Annotated in this window: 15 protein-coding genes; 12 read left to right on the top strand and 3 right to left on the bottom strand. The window is 56.9% G+C overall.

Annotated elements, in window-relative coordinates:
* Window positions 1-4: 4 nt before the first annotated feature.
* Genes HU742_RS23385 through HU742_RS23375 form a run of 3 tightly spaced genes read right to left on the bottom strand, consistent with a single transcriptional unit; the run spans window position 5 to window position 3,683 of the window.
* Window positions 5-766 carry a hypothetical protein gene (locus tag HU742_RS23385; protein WP_186644869.1) on the bottom strand — a complete coding sequence of 254 codons (762 nt, stop codon included), beginning with the start codon at window positions 764-766 and terminating at the stop codon, window positions 5-7.
* The gene (locus HU742_RS23380) at window positions 763-1,617 is read right to left on the bottom strand and encodes a DUF4123 domain-containing protein (protein ID WP_186644867.1); all 855 of its coding nucleotides are present in this window, start codon (window positions 1,615-1,617) and stop codon (window positions 763-765) included. Before HU742_RS23380 ends, HU742_RS23385 begins: the two co-directional genes overlap by 4 nt.
* Window positions 1,614-3,683, bottom strand: coding sequence for a type VI secretion system Vgr family protein (locus tag HU742_RS23375; RefSeq protein WP_186644865.1), 2,070 nt, complete (start codon window positions 3,681-3,683; stop codon window positions 1,614-1,616). The genes HU742_RS23380 and HU742_RS23375 overlap by 4 nt, the downstream gene beginning before the upstream one ends.
* Window positions 3,684-4,118: 435 nt before the next feature.
* On the opposite strand from HU742_RS23375, the gene tssA reads away from it, so the two are divergent.
* From tssA to tssK, 12 genes are read left to right on the top strand one after another with little or no spacing between them, the layout of a single operon-like run.
* Complete coding sequence (tssA, locus tag HU742_RS23370; RefSeq protein ID WP_186644863.1) at window positions 4,119-5,675, top strand: type VI secretion system protein TssA; 1,557 nt, start codon at window positions 4,119-4,121, stop codon at window positions 5,673-5,675.
* A 33-nt stretch (window positions 5,676-5,708) separates the two neighbouring features.
* Window positions 5,709-6,212 (top strand): type VI secretion system contractile sheath small subunit, encoded by a 504-nt coding sequence (gene tssB / locus HU742_RS23365; RefSeq protein ID WP_186633074.1) that lies wholly within the window; start codon window positions 5,709-5,711, stop codon window positions 6,210-6,212.
* A 25-nt stretch (window positions 6,213-6,237) separates the two neighbouring features.
* Entirely contained in the window at window positions 6,238-7,713 is a 1,476-nt protein-coding gene (tssC, locus tag HU742_RS23360; RefSeq protein WP_186633071.1) for a type VI secretion system contractile sheath large subunit, read from the top strand.
* 14 nt (window positions 7,714-7,727) lie between these two features.
* Window positions 7,728-8,141: a type VI secretion system baseplate subunit TssE gene (tssE, locus tag HU742_RS23355; protein WP_186644858.1), complete on the top strand. Its 414-nt coding sequence runs from the start codon at window positions 7,728-7,730 to the stop codon at window positions 8,139-8,141.
* Between the two features lie 5 nt (window positions 8,142-8,146).
* Entirely contained in the window at window positions 8,147-9,934 is a 1,788-nt protein-coding gene (tssF, locus tag HU742_RS23350) for a type VI secretion system baseplate subunit TssF (protein ID WP_186644856.1), read from the top strand.
* A complete protein-coding gene (gene tssG / locus HU742_RS23345; protein WP_186644854.1) occupies window positions 9,898-10,911 on the top strand; it encodes a type VI secretion system baseplate subunit TssG in 1,014 nt (337 codons plus the stop codon). The genes tssF and tssG overlap by 37 nt, the downstream gene beginning before the upstream one ends.
* 1 nt (window position 10,912) lies before the next feature.
* Window positions 10,913-13,498, top strand: coding sequence for a type VI secretion system ATPase TssH (gene tssH, locus HU742_RS23340; RefSeq protein WP_186644852.1), 2,586 nt, complete (start codon window positions 10,913-10,915; stop codon window positions 13,496-13,498).
* 5 nt (window positions 13,499-13,503) lie between these two features.
* Window positions 13,504-15,018 carry a sigma-54 interaction domain-containing protein gene (locus HU742_RS23335; RefSeq protein WP_186644913.1) on the top strand — a complete coding sequence of 505 codons (1,515 nt, stop codon included), beginning with the start codon at window positions 13,504-13,506 and terminating at the stop codon, window positions 15,016-15,018.
* Window positions 15,019-15,073: 55 nt separating this feature from the next.
* Window positions 15,074-15,214 (top strand): type VI secretion protein, encoded by a 141-nt coding sequence (locus HU742_RS23330; RefSeq protein WP_186633056.1) that lies wholly within the window; start codon window positions 15,074-15,076, stop codon window positions 15,212-15,214.
* 18 nt (window positions 15,215-15,232) lie between these two features.
* The gene (gene tagH / locus HU742_RS23325; RefSeq protein WP_186644850.1) at window positions 15,233-16,417 is read left to right on the top strand and encodes a type VI secretion system-associated FHA domain protein TagH; all 1,185 of its coding nucleotides are present in this window, start codon (window positions 15,233-15,235) and stop codon (window positions 16,415-16,417) included.
* 5 nt (window positions 16,418-16,422) lie between these two features.
* On the top strand, window positions 16,423-16,923 hold the full coding sequence (tssJ, locus tag HU742_RS23320) for a type VI secretion system lipoprotein TssJ (protein WP_186633050.1): 501 nt from the start codon (window positions 16,423-16,425) through the stop codon (window positions 16,921-16,923).
* A complete protein-coding gene (tssK, locus tag HU742_RS23315) occupies window positions 16,920-18,251 on the top strand; it encodes a type VI secretion system baseplate subunit TssK (protein ID WP_186644848.1) in 1,332 nt (443 codons plus the stop codon). The genes tssJ and tssK overlap by 4 nt, the downstream gene beginning before the upstream one ends.
* Window positions 18,252-18,256: the final 5 nt, after the last annotated feature.

Below are 18,256 nucleotides of genomic sequence, written 5' to 3'. Positions count from 1 at the left end.
TTCCTTATTCGGTACAGCCTGGGTAAATGGTGCATTGCCGTCCATCCGGCATTTGAAAACCGCTGAAGTCCTTGTGATTGCCGAAACAGAAGGCGTACTGATCCTCAAAGTTGTCGCCCATGCAGCGTTTCCAGCCGTTGGGAAACTTGACCCAGGTATCCTTCATGTAGGGTCTTTCATCGTCTGCCAACCTGATCTTCATCCGCACCGTTTTTCCCGGCAGTTGGTCAAGGGTGTACGCCGAAAAAGGCCGATCGTTTCCAACGTCGCCCTGTGGGTTGGTTTTTTTGCAGTCGAGGATCTTTCTGAGGACGCGGGGCCTGCCCGAAGTGCGAAACAGCCACTGGCATTGGCCGCGGAAAGTGCTCTCACCCGCTTCGTTGAAAGAGCCCTTGTATTGCTCTTCCAACTGATCCCGGATCACCACGTTGGCGGAATCTCGACTGGAGTCGAGCCAATGCGGACCATAGATGGAGCTGAGTTCGAGCTCGATACGGCTGACCACCAACGGACAGCCTTTGCGAGTTCTGCGGATAAGGATTTCGGCAACGGGCGAGTCTTTGCTCTTGAACACCGGTGCTAAGTTGTCCTTCTTCCCGACGGTGCAGGTTTCCCCCGGAGCGGGTACGTAACGCACCGCTGCCTCATAGGCAAAGCCAGGTGGCAGGTCAGCTGTAAACGTAAAAGTATCGGGCGGTCTCTCCGCGCATCCACCCGCCATCGCCAGGCAACAGCCCAGGGTTGCCATCCGTAAGGTCAGTTTCATAACGGCGCGTTTCCTTGCCAGAAATTGGCCATCAGCCGCACCCGTTCAAAATGCTCCTCGGGGCTTTCTCCTGCGCATACTTGCCATTGCGGCGTCAGGGTTTGAGCTGGCACCTGCAGGCTCTTGACCAATAGAAATGCCAGTTGCTCAGGCGCCAGCCAGTTCCAGGCTTCTGCCTGGTCGAGTGTTGCGCGCAGCCAGGCGTCCGGATCCTGGTGCTCAGCCAGTTTGACGTAGGCGTCCAGGTGCTCTGCCAGCAGGAAACGTCGAGCGTTGACCCGGCGGATTTCACGGGCTTGCTGTTCGGGTGCTGGCACCTGCAACCAAAGCGGCGCCGCCGGCACCGGGTGTATTCCGGGACCCGGGTTATCGACGCGCTCCCAACGAGCACCTTGCCAGTAGCACACGCTGGCCGCCGGCCCGAGATAGGCGGCATGCATCTCGACGGGCAAGTGTTTGAGCGCCCGGGCCAACACGCGAGCGTCCTGGAATCGATACACCGCCTGATCAGGGCGTTGACCAATGATCAACCGCTCACGCCAGTGCTCGACCAGCTTCGGTAGGTGGCCTTTGGGAAGGCTGGCCAGCCACCCCCAATGAGTGGCCGGCCGGCCAAACAGTTCGTTGATGTTTTTATCGTGGGGGTTATCGAAGGTGAAGACGAAGGGCCCGACCTCGCTGAGGTCGGCAAGCGGGGTTTGGCTATAAACGCTCAGGTAACAGTCGAACTGGCTGTTTTTGAGCAGCGCTTGGCGCATCGGCTGTTCGTTCTCTGAATCCAGGACCACACACAAGGCGTGCCCGAGGCGTTGTTGTTCGAACAACCATTGCTGCGGCAGTGAGTCGCTCATACGGTAGTGGTCTCCGTTGTGCAGACGCCCTCGCGACAGGCTTCACACAGGGGGCAAAAATCTGATCCTGCAGCCTTGCTGGCTGTCATGAGGGCGCGTTGAGTGGGGGCGAAGGTGGGTGGTAGGTTCAGCAACGTGGACAAGGGGGCGATCCCCTCCGGGTTGAGCGACGCGGCACGTGCACCCGACAACGGGGCGCCGCCCAACTGGATTTCACTGCTGCTAAAGATGCCGCCATGACCAATGACGATATGCTCACCCCCGGCACTCAAACTGAGGGTTGCGCCTGCTTCGAGGACCACATGGGCACCCGCCTTGATATGCACTTGCTGGCCGGCCTCAATGGCCAGCGTCTGGTCGGAGTAACTGCGGCGGTTAGTGGTGTGCAGCTGGTCGTTGCCCTTGATCTGGATGATGCGATCAGCAGCGATGGTTCGATGTTCGCTGGCGTGCAGCTCGGAGATGCTGTTTCCCTTGATCGTTTCCCGACGTTCGTTGCCGATCTCCAGTCGGCTGTCATGCTCGATTCTTTGCTCCATGTCGCGCTGGGCTCGGAGGTAAATAAGCTCTTGTCCGGCCCGGTCCTCCAGGTGCAGCTCATTGAAGCCCTTGCCACCAGGGGAACTGCGCGAACGAAACACTGTTCGAGTCTTGTGGGCGGGCAGCGGGTAAGGCGCAGGATTGGCGCTGTTGGTCAGGCATCCGCTGATCAAGGGTTTGTCTGGGTCGCCTTCCATGAACGTCACCAGGACTTCCATGCCCACCCTCGGGATCGTGACCGCGCCGTAGCTGTTACCGGCCCAGTTGGAAGCAACCCGCAGCCAGCAACTGCTGCGGTCATTAACCTGTCCTGCGCGATCCCAAAAGAACCTGACCTTCACGCGACCATACGGGTCGCAATGAATCTCTTCGCCTTCCGGGCCGGTGACGATCGCCGTCTGGCTGCCGGATATCCGTGGCTTTTCATGAAGTCGACGGGGACGAAAAATCGCATCCCATGGCGTGGCGACGAAGCGGTTCCGGTAGCCTTGGTTGCGCGCCCCTGGAGGTTCGGCATCGCCGCCCATGCCTTCCTCAAGCACTTGTGGCTGCCTGCCTTGATGGTGCACTGCAGTCAGCAACCACAGGTCATTCCATTCCTGGCGTGGGTGTTCACTCAGCGTCAGGAAGTGACCGGTCACCAATTCCGGCTGGTCACTCGTGCCCTCGACTTGGCAATAATCGGAGCGATGGCGTTCCAGCGCTCGCCGACTCAGCAACTTGCCGCGCTCTTCCTGGTTAAAGCCGCCGGGGTAATCGTAGGCCTCCAGGTCCGGAAGGATTTTTTCAATGGCTGGCTGGTATTTCTGTTCGAGGGCAATTGTCGCTTTCTGAAAATCGTAATCGCGGCGAGTGACCCGACTGGTTCGGGTTTCCAGCCGTACATTGAAGTGCTGGATCACTGGCTCTTCGCCGACCAAACCGCTGCCTTGCTTATAGGGGGTAGGGCGGCCGAGCCTTGGAAACACGGTCTGGTCATCGCCAAACACCAACTGATGGCCAGACTCACTGTGCTGGAAATGGTAGTGAAGGCCTTCTTCTTCACATAGCCGCGCGATGAAACCCAAGTCTGACTCGTTGTACTGTGCGCAGTACTCGCGTGGTGGATAACTGGAGTTCAACAGGAAGCGGTGTGCATCGCCAAGGATGCCGTGCTCTTTGAGAATCGACGCAATGATCTGCGGAACGCTGGTTTGCTGGAAGATGCGTTGATTGGTGCGGTATTGCAGATAAGCCAACCTGGGAACCAACTGCACGCTGTAGTGGGACAGGCGCTTGCCAGAGTCGCATTGAACTATCCGATGGATCTGCCCATGTATGCCGTGACCCTGATGATCAAAAACAAGGAAGGCTTGCTTATGTAACAGGTGCTCAAGCGTGATGTTTTTTTGTTCACTGACGAGGTCCACATCGAATTGATAAGGGGCGCTGATCGCTTCGTTGCCTTCAAACTTCAATACCTGAAGATCATGCCCAAGGTCCGGTATCTTCAGATGTAAACGCGGTAAATCATTCAGAGGGGGCATGTTTTGTACCTTGCTTCTGCTGGGCTCCTGATTTATTGAAGCAAGCCGCGGGAGGCTTGATGCGCCTCCAGGTGAAAAAAAGAAGGGTATGTAAGAGCGTTCTTTATCGTTGATAGGAAGAAACGATTTGAATCGATTCTATGTTGTGAAGGTATATGCAGGGTTGGCAAAAAATAGTAGCGGTTCTGTGTAAGTTAAAAATTTTTATGACTTTGGCTGTTTTCCAAGTTGGCTTCGTATTTAGAGAAAAGTCCTACATTTTTATTTTTTCAAACGCGGCATGCTTTCCGTCGGACGAAAAGCTGTGGGTAGACGCCTCGTCTGAAAGCGTTGTGGGTGTATTGAGCGAAACTTCCTACAAGTCACAGCGAATTCTACTTCTGGTTCTCGCAATCAACTGAGTCATAACACCCAAGCACCTATTGAAGGCTGTAAATGTCGTACTCCGAAAAACTCTCCGCACATTATCTGGCGCTCGCCAGGTCTCCGGTCTCTGGCAAGAACTTTGCGGGTGCGGACGTGCGTTTTTCGGATGAATACGAAGCCTTGGAGAGCGAGCTCGGCAAAGCCCAATCGATACATGAAAACAGCCAAGTCGATTGGTTGAAGGTCCTTGAGCAAAGTGAAGCCTTGTTGCGCACCCAGTCGAAAGATTTGCGAGTGGCGGCATGGCTGACGTGGGCGTTATATCAGCGTGAGTCCTTTCTTGGGCTGCTCGCTGGGCTGGGTCTCTTGCGGTATCTCTGTAAGAGCCACTGGCTCGAGCTCCACCCGGTCAAGGTTCGTACCCGCGCAGCCAGCCTCCATTGGCTCGTGCCGCGACTGGAGGCGGCGTTGGGCAATGATGTCGCGATACCAAAGCAGTTGACTTTGTTCCGGGATCTGGCGGAACACCTCGAAGAACTGGACGCTGCCTGCACCGCTCATCTGGGCGATGACGCACCTCTGTTACTGCCACTGTGCCGGCGCCTCAGGAAACAGGTGCAGCTCGCCAACGACAATCAGCCGCAGTCCGGCGCTGTCGGAACGGTAGTCGCTCAGGTCAGACAAGCCGCGACCCAGCTGCTCAATCCGGGCGCCCCGATCGAAAATGAAAAGGATGCCCACAAGGCGCTACGGGCCCAGCAGGAAAATGCTCGTCCGTTGTGCGCGTGGTGGCTCAAGCAAAAAGCAACCGACCCCCGAGCGCTGCGCCTGAGCCGGACCTTGCTATGGCTGGGGGTCGACGCTGTGCCCGAGCGCAACGCCGAGCAGGTCACCCTGTTGCGTGGGCTTCCTGGGGAAAGGCTCAAGGCTTATCAGGAAGGCCTCCAGCAAGGCAACTACGCGGATCTGCTGGTAGAAATCGAGGCCAGCCTGGCAAAGGCACCTTTCTGGTTCGACGGTCAAAGGCTTGCCTGGGAGTGCCTGCAAGGGCTGGGTGCAGAACTGGCCATGCGCGAAGTGGAAACGCACTTTGCATTGTTCATCCAACGCCTACCGAGTGTGATCGAACTGCGTTGGCATGACGGCGAGCCGTTCGCCGATCCGTCCACCCGGGCGTGGATCGCTGCCCAGGTCATGCCTCGTCTGGGAGCCCCCGACCCTGCGCCCCGTGCCGACGTCATCGATAGCCATGCGCCATGGGAGCGGGCTTTGGAAGAAGCTCAATTGAGCGTGCGCAGGGACGGCCTCAAGCCTGCGGTCCGGTTTCTCAAGCAAGAAATGCGCAACACCGACGGTGGGCGCGATCGCTTCCTTTGGCGGTTCGCGATGGCACGTTTGTGCTTCTCAGCCAAGAAATACGAGGTCGCCAAAGTTCAGCTCGAAGTGCTCGATCAAACGCTACAGGACGCGGGCTTGAATGCATGGGAACCCGACCTCGCATTGCAGGTGCTGCATCTGTTGTATCGCTGTTGCGAATTATTGCCCCAGAACCACGTCGTGCGCGAGTGCAAGGATGAAACCTACCGCAGGTTGTGTCATCTCGATCTCGAACGGGTAATCGAATAGGCCTGTAGGCCACCATTGTAAGGAAGGAAAATCATGGCCAAAGAAGGCTCTGTTGCCCCAAAAGAACGCATTAACGTCACCTTCAAACCCGCTACAGGCGGTGTTCAGGAAGAGATTGAGCTGCCGCTCAAACTGATGGCGATCGGGGACTACCTACACCGTCAGGACGAACGCAAGTTCGAAGATCGCAAACCTATCAGCATCGACAAGATGACCTTCGACGAGGTGCTGGCCAAGCAAGAACTTAGCTTGGTCCTCAGTGTCCCGAACCGTCTTCAGGAAGGAGGCGACACCGAGGAGCTCTCCGTGCAATTGCGGTTGAACTCGATGAAAGATTTCAACCCCGCAAGCCTGGTCGAGCAAGTGCCTGAACTTAGAAAACTGATGGAGCTGCGCGACGCGTTAGTCGCTCTCAAAGGGCCGTTGGGCAATGCACCGGCGTTTCGTAAAGCTATCGAAAGCGTGCTTGCCAACGATGAATCCCGCAGTCGCGTACTGGAAGAGCTGGGCCTGACGGCCCCAACCCCGGCCGTTTGACTCTCTAAGCCAAGGAAGACAGTGCATGAATACCCTAGCAGCGCATCAACAGAGCCGGGAGAACGGCGAGCATGGCATTCTGGAAAGCATCATCGCTCAAACGCGCCTGACGCCTGAGGACGACGCTTACGACATTGCCAGGCGTGGCGTGTCAGCCTTTATCGAAGAGCTTCTCAAGCCGCAAAACAGCGGCGAGCCAGTAAAAAAGGCCATGGTCGATCGCATGATTGCCGAGATCGACGTCAAGCTCAGTCGTCAGGTTGACGAGATTCTTCACCATTCAGACTTCCAGGCGTTGGAGTCAGCGTGGCGCGGTCTGCAGTTGCTGGTCGATCGCACCGATTTTCGCGAGAACATCAAGGTTGAGATGCTCAACATTTCCAAAGGCGATTTGCTGGATGACTTCGAAGATTCGCCAGAAATCATGCAGTCCGGCTTATACAAACATATCTATTCCGCCGAATACGGTCAGTTCGGCGGGCAGCCGGTGGGTGCGATTGTCGCGAACTACTTCATGTCCCCAAGCTCGCCTGACGTGAAGCTGATGCGGTACGTATCCAGCGTGGCCTGCATGTCTCACGCGCCATTCATTGCCGCGGCCGGCCCGGAATTCTTTGGTCTGGAAAGTTTCGCGGGCTTGCCGGATCTCAAGGACCTGAAGGACCACTTCGAAGGCCCGCACTTCGCCAAATGGCAGAGCTTCCGGCAATCGGAAGACGCTCGTTATATCGGTCTGACCGTGCCGCGATTCCTCTTGCGAAGTCCTTATGATCCGCAAGAGAACCCGGTCAAGTCGTTCGTCTATAAAGAGACCGTCGCCAACAGTCACGAACATTACCTATGGGGCAACACCGCGTATGCGTTCGGTACCCGCCTTACCGATAGCTTTGCCAAGTTTCGCTGGTGTCCGAACATCGTCGGCCCCCAGAGCGGAGGCGCAGTTGAAGATTTGCCGCTGCACCACTTCGAGAGCATGGGTGAAATCGAAACCAAGATTCCAACCGAAGTATTGATTTCCGACCGGCGTGAGTACGAGTTGGCCGAAGAAGGCTTCATCTCGTTGACCATGCGCAAAGGTAGCGATAACGCGGCGTTTTTTTCCGCCAGTTCTGTGCAGAAGCCGAAGTTCTTCGGCATCAGTGCTGAAGGCAAGATGAACGAGCTGAACTACAAGCTCGGAACCCAACTGCCGTACATGATGATCGTTAACCGCTTGGCCCATTACGTGAAAGTGCTACAGCGCGAACAGCTCGGTTCGTGGAAAGAACGTACGGATCTGGAACTGCAACTTAACAAGTGGATTCGCCAGTACGTTGCCGACCAGGAGAATCCAAGTGCCGAGGTCCGCGGCCGCCGGCCCCTGCGTGCTGCCCAAATCGTTGTCACTGATGTGGAGGGGGAGCCTGGCTGGTACCGCGTCAGCCTGAACGTGCGCCCGCACTTCAAATACATGGGTGCCGATTTCACTTTATCGCTGGTTGGCAAGCTGGACAAGGTGTGAGCGGAGCCTGACCCATGACTGGCTATGGCAGCCTTTTCGAGCGTTTGAATGGCGCTATCGAAACACGTGCGGGCATGAGTCGAGAGGCTTGTGGGATGGCTTCCGTGGCTGCCCATCTGGCGAAGATGCTTAGCACCCGTGCAGGTAGCGTGCAGACGGCGTCCGATTACGGATTGCCAGACCTGAACGATATGCGCCTGAGTTTGCATGACGCCCGTAGCCAGGCCCGTTATGCAATCCAGATGTTTATCGAGGCTTACGAGCCGCGTTTGAGCAATGTGTGCGTCACCGTAATGCCGAATCGTGTCGATCCGCTTCGTCTGTCCTTCAGCATCGACGCCTTGCTGAAGATAGAAGGTTTCAAGCGGCAGGTAAGTTTTTCCGCATGCCTGGATGGCAGCGGGCAAATCAAGGTCAGTCAGGGATAGCCGTCATGTCGTTCAATCATTACTACCAGAGCGAACTCACCGCGCTTCGCCAGTTGGGCCAGCGTTTTGCCGAGCGCAATCCCGCCCTGGCCCCGTATCTGGGGCAGGCTGGGCGTGATCCCGATGTGGAGCGCTTGTTGGAAGGGGTGGCTTTCCTGACGGGGCGTTTACGCCAGAAGCTCGATGACGAATTGCCGGAGCTTAGCCATTCCCTGATGCAACTGCTGTGGCCGAACTATATGCGGCCGTTACCGGCTTTCAGCATCCTCCAGTTCGAGCCGCTGCAGCGAACGGGGCCCGCACTGCGGGTGGAGCGTGATACGCCGGTCGAGAGTAAGCCGATCCAGGAGGTGCGCTGCAAATTCCGTACGTGTTATCCGACCGAGGTGATGTCACTGGTTCTGACCGGGCTCAGTCATTCGGTAAAGGGCGACGGTTCTCTGCTAAGCCTGCGTTTGCAGATGCAATGCGACGGCCATCTTGGTGAACTCCAGCTGAGCCGTTTGCGGCTGCACTTCGCCGGAGAGCGTTACATCAGCCAGATGTTGTATCTGGATTTGATACGCAATCTGGACAGTATCGAGCTGGTACCACTGGATGGCGACGGTCGGCCCGTGAGTACCTCGGACGGTGGTCCCATGACGTTCAGGATCGCAGCCAAGCAAGTCGAGCCGGTTGGGTTTGCCGAAGAGGAGGCTTTGGTTCCGTATCCGCTGAATACCTTTCGTGGCTATCGCTATCTGCAAGAGTACTTTGCTTTTCAGGACAAGTTCCTCTTCGTCGACGTCAACGGCCTGGACGTGCTCAATGTTGTGCCACAAGACACCCTGAAACAAATGCGCGGGTTTGAGCTGCGCTTTGATATTCGCAAGGGCGGCGCCCAGCGGCTGCGTCCCACGCTGGATAACGTGAAGCTCTACTGCACGCCTATAGTCAATCTGTTCAAGCATGACGCCCAGCCGATTCGCCTGGATGGAAAACAGGATGAATATCTGCTGCTGCCCGCTCAATACGAACCGGCGCACTGCGGCGTGTTTTCGGTTGAAAGTGTCACCGGCTGGAACCCCGGTGGCCTGGGGTACCGAGCCTATGTGCCATTCGAGTCTTTCGAACACGACTCCAGTTTCGACGTGCCGGGTAATCAAGCCTATTACAGCGTTCGACAGCGCCCATCGCTTCTTCACGGAGGGCTGGATACTTGCTTGGGCTTTGGCGTCCGGAACAACCCGGCGCACGAAACTCTGTCGATCGAACTGGTGTGCACCAACCGAAACTTGCCGAGCCTGCTTAAGCCGGGTGATATCAACCAGCAAGGCGAAAAAAGCGCGGAATCGCTCGGCTTTCGCAACATCGGGGTAGTCACCCCAAGCTTTGCGCCTCCATTGGATCGAGATTTCCTCTGGAAGCTCGTCAGCAACATGTCGCTCAACTACCTGTCCCTGGCTGACGTCAACGCGCTGAAGGTGATACTCGAAACCTACGATTTTCCGCGCTACTACGACGAACAGACCGAGAAGGTCAGCAAGCGTCTGCTGGATAGCCTCAAGTCGATCAGACATCGCCATGTCGATCGGCTCTATCGTGGCCTGCCGGTTCGGGGTTTATGTACGGAGCTGACAATCGACCCGCAGGGATATATCGGCGAAGGCGACCTGTTCGTCTTCGCTTCCGTTCTCAACGAGTTTTTTTCGCTCTATGCCAGTCTCAATTCGTACCACGAGTTGCGGGTGAACAGCACACAGGGAGAGGTGTACCAATGGTTACCCCGCATGGGACAGCAGCCGCTTCTTTAAGCGCGCTGACGAAGGGTATCCGCGAATACTCGTTATTTCAGGCGGTGCTGCTGATTATAGATCGGCTGCGCGAGGCCCACCCCCAGCTGGACGACGAAGCACTCTACGACCTGTTGGAGTTCCAGGCTAACCCGAGTCTTGGATTTCCTGCCAGCGATATCGAGCGGGTGGTGTTTTTTGAGGAGCATGGGCAGACGCGAGCTCGTCTGAGCCTGAATCTGATCAGCCTGGTAGGCACGGGATCACCATTACCGGCGTTCTACGGTGAGCAAGCGTTGAGCGAGGGGGATGATAATCCGACTCGCCAATTCCTTGATCTTCTTCATCATCGGCTGCAACGGCTGATGCTACCGATCTGGCGCAAATATCGTTATTGCGCCAGTTTTCAAAATGGCGCCCAGGACCCGTTTTCCGAGCAACTGTTCGCCCTGATAGGCCTGCGGGGCGAAGAGATACGCAAGGCCACTCAACTGAACTGGAAGCGCCTGCTGCCCTACCTCGGCCTGTTGAGCCTGCGGGCTCACTCTGCGGCCTTGATAGAAGCGGTACTGCGTTATTACTTCAAGCACCCCGAGCTCCACCTCGAACAGTGCGTTGAGCGCCGGGTGAACATTCTGGGTGAGCAGCGCAGTTGTTTGGGAAGCGCCAACAGTTTGTTGAGCGAAGACTTGGTGCTGGGCGAGCGGGTTCGTGACCGCAGCGGCAAATTCCGGATTCACATCGGTGCGCTGGATTGGCAGCGTTTTCACGAGTTTCTGCCGATCGGCGTGGGTTACCAGCCACTGTGCGCATTGGTGCGATTTATCCTGCGCGACCCCCTCGAATATGACATTCGCCTGGTCTTGCGACAGGAGGAATTACGGGAGCTAAGCATCGGGGAACGAAACACCTGCCGCTTGGGATGGACCAGTTGGCTGGGGCATGAACACGCCGATGGCGTGGTGATCCTTGGCAGTAACATCATCAGGAACGAATGACATGATCAACATAGACCTCCAGCAGCTTATCCAGACGCTTGATGCCGATACCCGAAGCGACTTGGAGCGCTCGGCCGAGCGATGCGTGGATCGTGGTGCAAACAAGATCCTGATTGAAGACCTGTTGCTGAGCCTACTCGAGCGTGACCAGGGCCTGCTTGGACGCGCCTTGCAAGATGCAGGAGTAAGCGCAAGTGAGCTGATCGCCACGCTGCAGCCACGGACGGAACATGAAACTTCACGTAATCCGGTATTTGCCCCTGAGCTGATCCAATGGCTGCAGGATGCGCTTTTGTCGGCCAACCTCGAACTGGCCCAGAGCATGGTCACTGAGGCTGCTTTGATTCTGGCGCTGCTGAGTAACCCGGTGCGCCATGCAGGCACTCGTTACCAGTCCGTGCTTGCCCGTTTGAACATAGAACGATTGAAAGAATTCGCCTTGTCACGACAGGTTCAGCCGGGGGCAGGACATCTCGCTGTCCCGACCGAGTCGCTTTTGGAACGCTTCACCCACAACCTTACCCAGCAGGCCCGTGACGGCAAGCTGGACCCGGTGCTTTGTCGGGACGGGGAAATCAGGCAGATGATCGACATCCTCTCTCGACGCCGCAAAAACAACCCGATAGTGGTCGGTGAAGCCGGGGTCGGCAAGACTGCCATCGTAGAGGGGCTGGCCTTGCGCATCGCCTGCGGAGAAGTCCCGTCCGGGCTCGAGGGGGTGGAGATCCTGTCGTTGGACATGGGCCTCCTGCAGGCCGGCGCTAGTATCAAAGGGGAGTTCGAACGTCGTCTCAAAGGAGTGATCGATGGGGTCAAGACGGCGCCCAATAGCACTATTCTATTCATCGACGAAGCCCACACGCTGATCGGTGCGGGTGGCGCCGCCGGCGGTTCTGATGCGGCTAACCTGCTCAAGCCAGCTTTGGCGAGGGGCGAACTGCGCACTATCGCAGCTACCACTTGGACCGAGTACAAGAAATATTTCGAGAAGGACCCTGCTCTTGCCCGCCGTTTCCAGCCGGTGCAATTGCACGAACCGACTGTCAGTGAAGCGGTGACCATCCTCCGTGGTCTGGCCCAGACCTATGAGGCGAGCCACGGTATCTATCTGCGTGACGATGCCGTGGTCGCGGCGGCGCAGCTATCGGCTCGCTATTTGGCCGGTCGCCAGCTGCCAGACAAGGCTATCGATGTGCTTGATACCGCCTGTGCTCGCGTGCGTATCAGCCTCGCCGTCGCTCCGCAACGCCTTGAGCGCATGCGCGCAGAGCTGGTCGAAGGCGAGCGGCAGTGTCAGGCGTTGCGTCGTGATGCGACAGCGGGCTTGTCGATTGATCTTCAGGCTTTGCAGGCGCTGCAGGTGCAATTGGCAACCACTGATGAGGAGCGCCTCGCGCTGGAAGCTCAATGGACTGAACAACGAATTCTGGTCGAGCGCCTGCTATCGCTGCGTCGGCAATTGGCTGCGGCGCGGGAAAACAGGACGGAGTTTCCTCAGGAGGTCGAAACGCTGGACGCGGCGTTGCACGAAACCTACGACGCATTAGTGATTGCACAGGCCAAGGAACGCCTGGTCAGCTTTGAGGTGTGCCCGCGTCTGGTGGCCGAAGTGATCAATGCCTGGACGGGCATACCGTTGGCTCAGCTGGCTTGCGAGCACAACATTAAAATCACGCGTTTCGCGGCTGATTTGCGCACTCGCATCAGGGGCCAGGAACCGGCCGTGCAGGCGCTTGATCGAGCGATGCGTGCGGTTGCAGCTGGCTTGAACAAACCCGAGGCTCCCGCGGGCGTGTTTCTGCTGGTAGGGCCCAGCGGCGTCGGCAAGACCGAAACGGCGTTGGCCCTGGCTGACCTGCTTTATGGGGGTGATCGCTTCATCACAACGCTCAACATGGCCGAGTTTCAGGAGAAACATACCGTTTCGCGGCTGATAGGCGCGCCGCCAGGCTATGTTGGCTTTGGCGAGGGCGGCATGCTCACCGAAGCTGTTCGACAGCGACCCTATTCAGTCATCTTGCTCGATGAGGTCGAAAAGGCCGACCCGGATGTGCTGAATCTGTTCTACCAGATCTTTGATAAGGGCCTGGCCAATGACGGCGAAGGGCGGGAGATCAATTTTCGCAACACGCTGATTCTGATGACGTCGAATCTGGGCAGCGAATGCATCAGCAAATTGTGCCAGAGCGACGCACGACCGAGTGCCGAGCGCCTTGAAGAGGCTATTCGGCCCCTGCTCTCCAGGCATTTCAAGCCTGCACTCCTGGCGCGTATGTGTGTGGTGCCGTACTACCCCGTAAGCGGCGCGGTATTGCGCGAGCTGGTGGAGCTGAAGTTGGGTCGTTTGGGCGAACGGTTGAAGCGTCGGCAGTTGGGCTTCAGTTTCTGCGTGCGACTTGTGGACCACCTGGTCGAGCGCTGCACTCGAAGTGAAAGTGGCGCGCGGTTCATTGACCACTTGCTCGATTTGCATTTGATGCCTTGGCTGGCTGATGGCTTGCTCGCCGCCATGGAGGTCGGCGAAAAACCGCGGCATGTACACGCCACTCTGGATGACCAGGCTCGCGTAGCCTGTGAGTTCGCTTGATGAGCATGCTTTTGGCTCATGTGTCGCAACCGCTGGCGTATGCCGAAGCCTTGTTGGGACAGCTTTCCAGTCTTTCGAGATCAGTTGACGATGCGACGTTGCTCGGAGACTTCGTCCAGGGTGCGGCGCGGCTAAGCGGTTGTGAACTGGCTCAGTTGTATTTGCTGGACGCCACGGGGCCTAGCCTCGAAATCAACAGTGAGTGCCTTGACGGTCGGTTGCAATTTCGTGAGAGCCTGCCTTGCAATTATTACGATGAACAGTTGCTGCAGTTTTCGCTATGCCAGAATCGTGTGGTATGCCTTGATGCGTTGAGCGGTAGCGTGCACAACACGCGTTTCCTACCGGTCCGCGCCGCGCCGTGGCAGTCGCTGCTGTGCGTGCCGCTTGTCACGGCACCGGGCGTTATCAAAGGTCTGTTGCTCTGTGCCAGCGTCAAGCACATCGACCTCTGCGGATTTGCTGAATCCTTGGGGCTACTGGGGGCGTTTGCGCTCAGTCAGATTCATCTGTTGCAACGTCAGCATCGCCCTGCCAGCAAAACCCTGCCCATTGCAAACAACGTCCCGAGTGCTTCCGGTTATGGACTGATTGGTAGGAGCGCGGCGATGCGCCAGACCTGCCTGTTGGTCAGTAAGGTCATCAACAGTCCTTACACCGTCCTGCTGTGTGGCGAGACGGGCACTGGCAAGGAAGTGGTGGCCCGTGCTGTCCATGATTACGGTCCACGTCGCTCCGAGGCATTTATCGTCCAGAACTGCGCGGCGCTCCCGGAACATCTGCTCGAAAGCGAGCTGTTCGGTTACCGCAAAGGGGCATTCACTGGTGCGGATCGAGACCGCATCGGATTATTCGATGCGGCGGACAAGGGCACGTTGTTGCTCGATGAAATCGGCGACATGCCCTTATCTCTCCAGGCCAAGCTGCTACGAGTTTTGCAGGAAGGTGAAGTCCGTCCGTTGGGATCCAACCACACGCATAAAATTGACGTTCGCATCATTGCCGCCACCCATCGGGACCTGAAGCTCTTGATGAGTGAGGGTAAGTTCCGCGAAGACCTTTACTACCGCCTTGCACAGTTTCCGATCCAGTTGCCGGCGCTACGCCAGCGCGGCCCCGACATCACTGAATTGGCACGACACTTTGCCGAAAAGGCTTGTGCACTCTTGCAACGAGATCGTTTGGGTTGGTCCGACGCGGCACTGGCTCATCTGACTGATTACAGTTTTCCAGGAAACATACGTGAACTCAAAGGCATCGTGGAACGAGCCGTGCTTTTGTGCGAGGGCGGCGAGCTGCAGGTAGAGCATTTTGCACTGCACAACAAAAACCCACCCGACCAGGGACCTTTAAGCCTTCGCGAACAGATGGAGCAAATCGAACGCAACCTGGTGATTGATTGCCTGCGCAAGAACGACGGCAACCAGACCATTGCTGCCCGCCAACTTGGTCTGCCGCGCCGCACGCTGCAGTACCGAATGAGCCGTCTGAAAATACGCCGAAAGGATGCCAAGGATTGATCCTGTTCATCGCCATCCGTACCGATTTCATCATCCATCTTCCGAGGGCCTTCGAATGCCTGCTCGTTCATGTCCAACCGTCCTGCTGGCCTTCGTCGTGTTGTTCGGCCTCGGAGGTTGTAGCAGCAACTTCAAATTTTCCGACAGCGATTATCGCCCCCTGGGTGATCCGCAAGCGGTCAATCGCGGCAAGTGACCGCAAGGAGCGCCATCAATGGAAATAGTTTTTGAACTGCTGAAGGCCAAGCAATTCATTCCCCCTGATTTGTGCCGTCAGACGTTCGGACCGGCTGGTGGCGTCATTGGACGGGGTGAGGATTGCGATTGGGTCATTCCAGACAGTGAGCGCCTCCTGTCCAAGCGTCATGCACAGGTGAGTTTCCGGGAAGGCATGTTTTTCCTGACCGACACCAGCGGTAATGGCATCTCCAACCGTGAAAGTGGGGTGCGCCTTTCCAGAGGGGAGTCGATACGGATCAAGGACGGTGATGTCTACATCATGGGCCGATTTGAGCTACGAGCACGGCTGGTCGTAGATATGACGATCGGTGCCGGGACCAGCAGTCCGGAACCGGCAGGTCACCACATTCCGGACGATGCATTCCTTGATCTCGACCCGCTGAGGGCGCTGGACCAGCAGGAGAGTGTTTTCTGTGAAATAGATGAGTTGATTGATCCCTTTGCGATGCCCTTGCATGCCTTGGGACGTTCTGACCGGGCGCGGGTCGACATGGAAAATCTGCTATTGCCGGAACTGGTCGAAGCTGTGGCCGAGCCAGCCCCATTCCCGCTGTCGGACACAGCCAAGCCAATAGACGAAGAGTTCTGGCAGCGCTTCGGTATGTCATTGGATATGGATCTCAGTGGTCTGGATGAGCAGGACCGTAAAGCATTGGCAATCAACGTCGCGCTGTTGTTCAAGCAAAGCGTCAAAGGCCTGCAGCAAAGTCTGCGTACCCGCTCGGACCTGAAGTGCGAACTACACCTCGCCCGGACCCCCATTCAAGGTAATCAGAGAAATCCGTTGAAGTACCACGACGACGCTTTGGAGGCGTTGTTGCATCCGAGTGCGGCTGGCCAGTTGACGGCCAGCGAGGCCATTAGCTGTGCATTTCGTGACCTCCAGGCCCATCAGTTGGCCCTGCTTAGCGCCAGCCGCGTCACGTTGCGCGCAACGTTGGAGCATTTTTCCCCCCGGCAAGTAGTTCTGCGCATGGAGCGAGAGAGGCGGTGGTTACTCAACACTTCTGGTCGGTACTGGCGAGCCTATAGCCGTCATCATCAGGCGTTGTGTCAAGACGATGACTGGACCGAGCGCCTGCTGGCCCGGGATTTCGCTAAGGCTTATGAAGAACAGGTTCGCCTGATTTCCGCCCTGCAACATGACCCTCATGGATGACGTATATGTATCGCATCACCGTGCTTTTACTCAAGATTCTGGCGCTTGTTTCAATGACTCCAATGGTTGGTTGCGTCACGTTGTCGCCATTCTCGACGATGACCAAGCTCGACCTCACGCTGATTGCCAGCGATCAACTCAATCTGGATTTGAATGGGCGGCCATCTCCCGTAGTGGTGCGTTTGTTTGAGCTAAAGCATCCGGTGGCCTTTGAAAACGCGAACTTCTTCAGCCTTTATGAACGTGCTGGCGAATCCCTGTCACTGGATTTGCTCGCCAGCGAAGAGTTGGAGTTGCGTCCAGGAGAAACCGTCAGGCTCAGGCTCGACATTGCAGGCGGCGGTCGTTACGTGGGTGTACTCGCAGCGTATCGTGACCTGCCGCAGACACAGTGGCGCTACACGCTGCCAGTCGCCGCGGCTCGAGTGACTGAAGTGAGTCTGATCCTTGATCAGGACGGCATCGGAAACTTTCCCGTAAGCCTCGCCAGGGCAGCCGATCTATGAGTCACGATAAAGTCATCTGGCAGGAAGGGATGTTACTGCGACCCCAGCATCTGCAGCACAACGATCGATATTTCGATCACCAACTGAAGGTTCGCACCCAATTGCTGAGCGCTTACGTCTGGGGCTTCCTGGCGCTGGAGATAGATGTGCAGTTCCTCAACATGAGCCGGCTGGTAATCAGCAAAGCTTCGGGCGTCCTGCCAGACGGCAGCTTGTTCGAACTGGACGGTAATACCGAACCGCTAGTTTTGGAGGTGCCTCCCAATACCTGCAACACGCCGGTCTATCTAGCGCTGCCACTGATGACCGGCAATCACATCGAGTCCCGGCGTCCAGAGCAGACAGAAGTGTTGGCGCGCTATACCAGCTATGAAATGCAGGTGACTGACTCCAATGCCGAAGATGCTTTTAGCAGCCAGGTCAGCTGCGGCCGTCTGAACTTTTGTCTTCTACTGGGTGAACAGAAGAGTGACCAGGTTTTCGTGAAGCTCAAGCTCTGCGAGGTGCTTGATACGACACGCGATGGCGTGATCAGGCTCAATACGGATTTTGTTCCTACGTTTATCCAGATCAAATCCTCCAGCTATCTGTCGTCGTGTCTCAAGGAAGTCATAGCCATGCTCGGCCACCGGGGCGAGAGCCTCGCTGAGCGGATTCGCTCCAACGGGAAAATGGGCGGTGCGCAAGTCGGTGATTTCATGATGCTGCAGATGATCAACCGCACTGAATTGTTGCTGCGCCATTATCAGGACCTGGAGCAAGTTCACCCCGAAACGCTATATCGGACGCTGTTGGCTGTGTTGGGCGACTTGGCGGCTTTTTCCACGGATAGCAAGCGCCCGTCGTTTGACAACCGCTACCAGCACAGTGACCAAGGCGTATGCTTTCGGGGCCTGATGCAGTCAATTCGCCAAGTCTTGTCGATGGTGCTCGAACAGCATGCCATCGAATTGCAATTGCAGGTTCGCCAGTACGGCATCAGCGTTGCGCCGATGCATGATTTTTCTCTACTGGACTCGGCGTCGTTCGTACTGGCAGCGAGCGCCAGTTGTGACAGTGAGGAGTTGCGCCGTCGCTTGCCATCGCATCTGAAGATTGGTCCGGTGGAACGCATTCGCGAACTGGTGAACTTGCATTTGCCGGGTATTAAGATCAGACCTTTGCCGGTGGCGCCGCGGCAGATCGCGTTCCATGCCAACAAAACCTACTTCATCCTCGAACCCACTGCCGAAGACCTTGTTCAGGTAAAGCGCTCAGCAGGCTTTGCATTTCATCTTTCCGGCGAGTTCGGTGAGCTTGAGCTGAATTTTTGGGCCATCAGGAATTGACCGAA

Source organism: Pseudomonas marvdashtae, assembly GCF_014268655.2.
GTDB lineage: Bacteria > Pseudomonadota > Gammaproteobacteria > Pseudomonadales > Pseudomonadaceae > Aquipseudomonas > Aquipseudomonas marvdashtae.
Note: the sequence above shows the minus strand (reverse complement) of the source record. Positions and strands in the feature narration are given on the sequence as shown.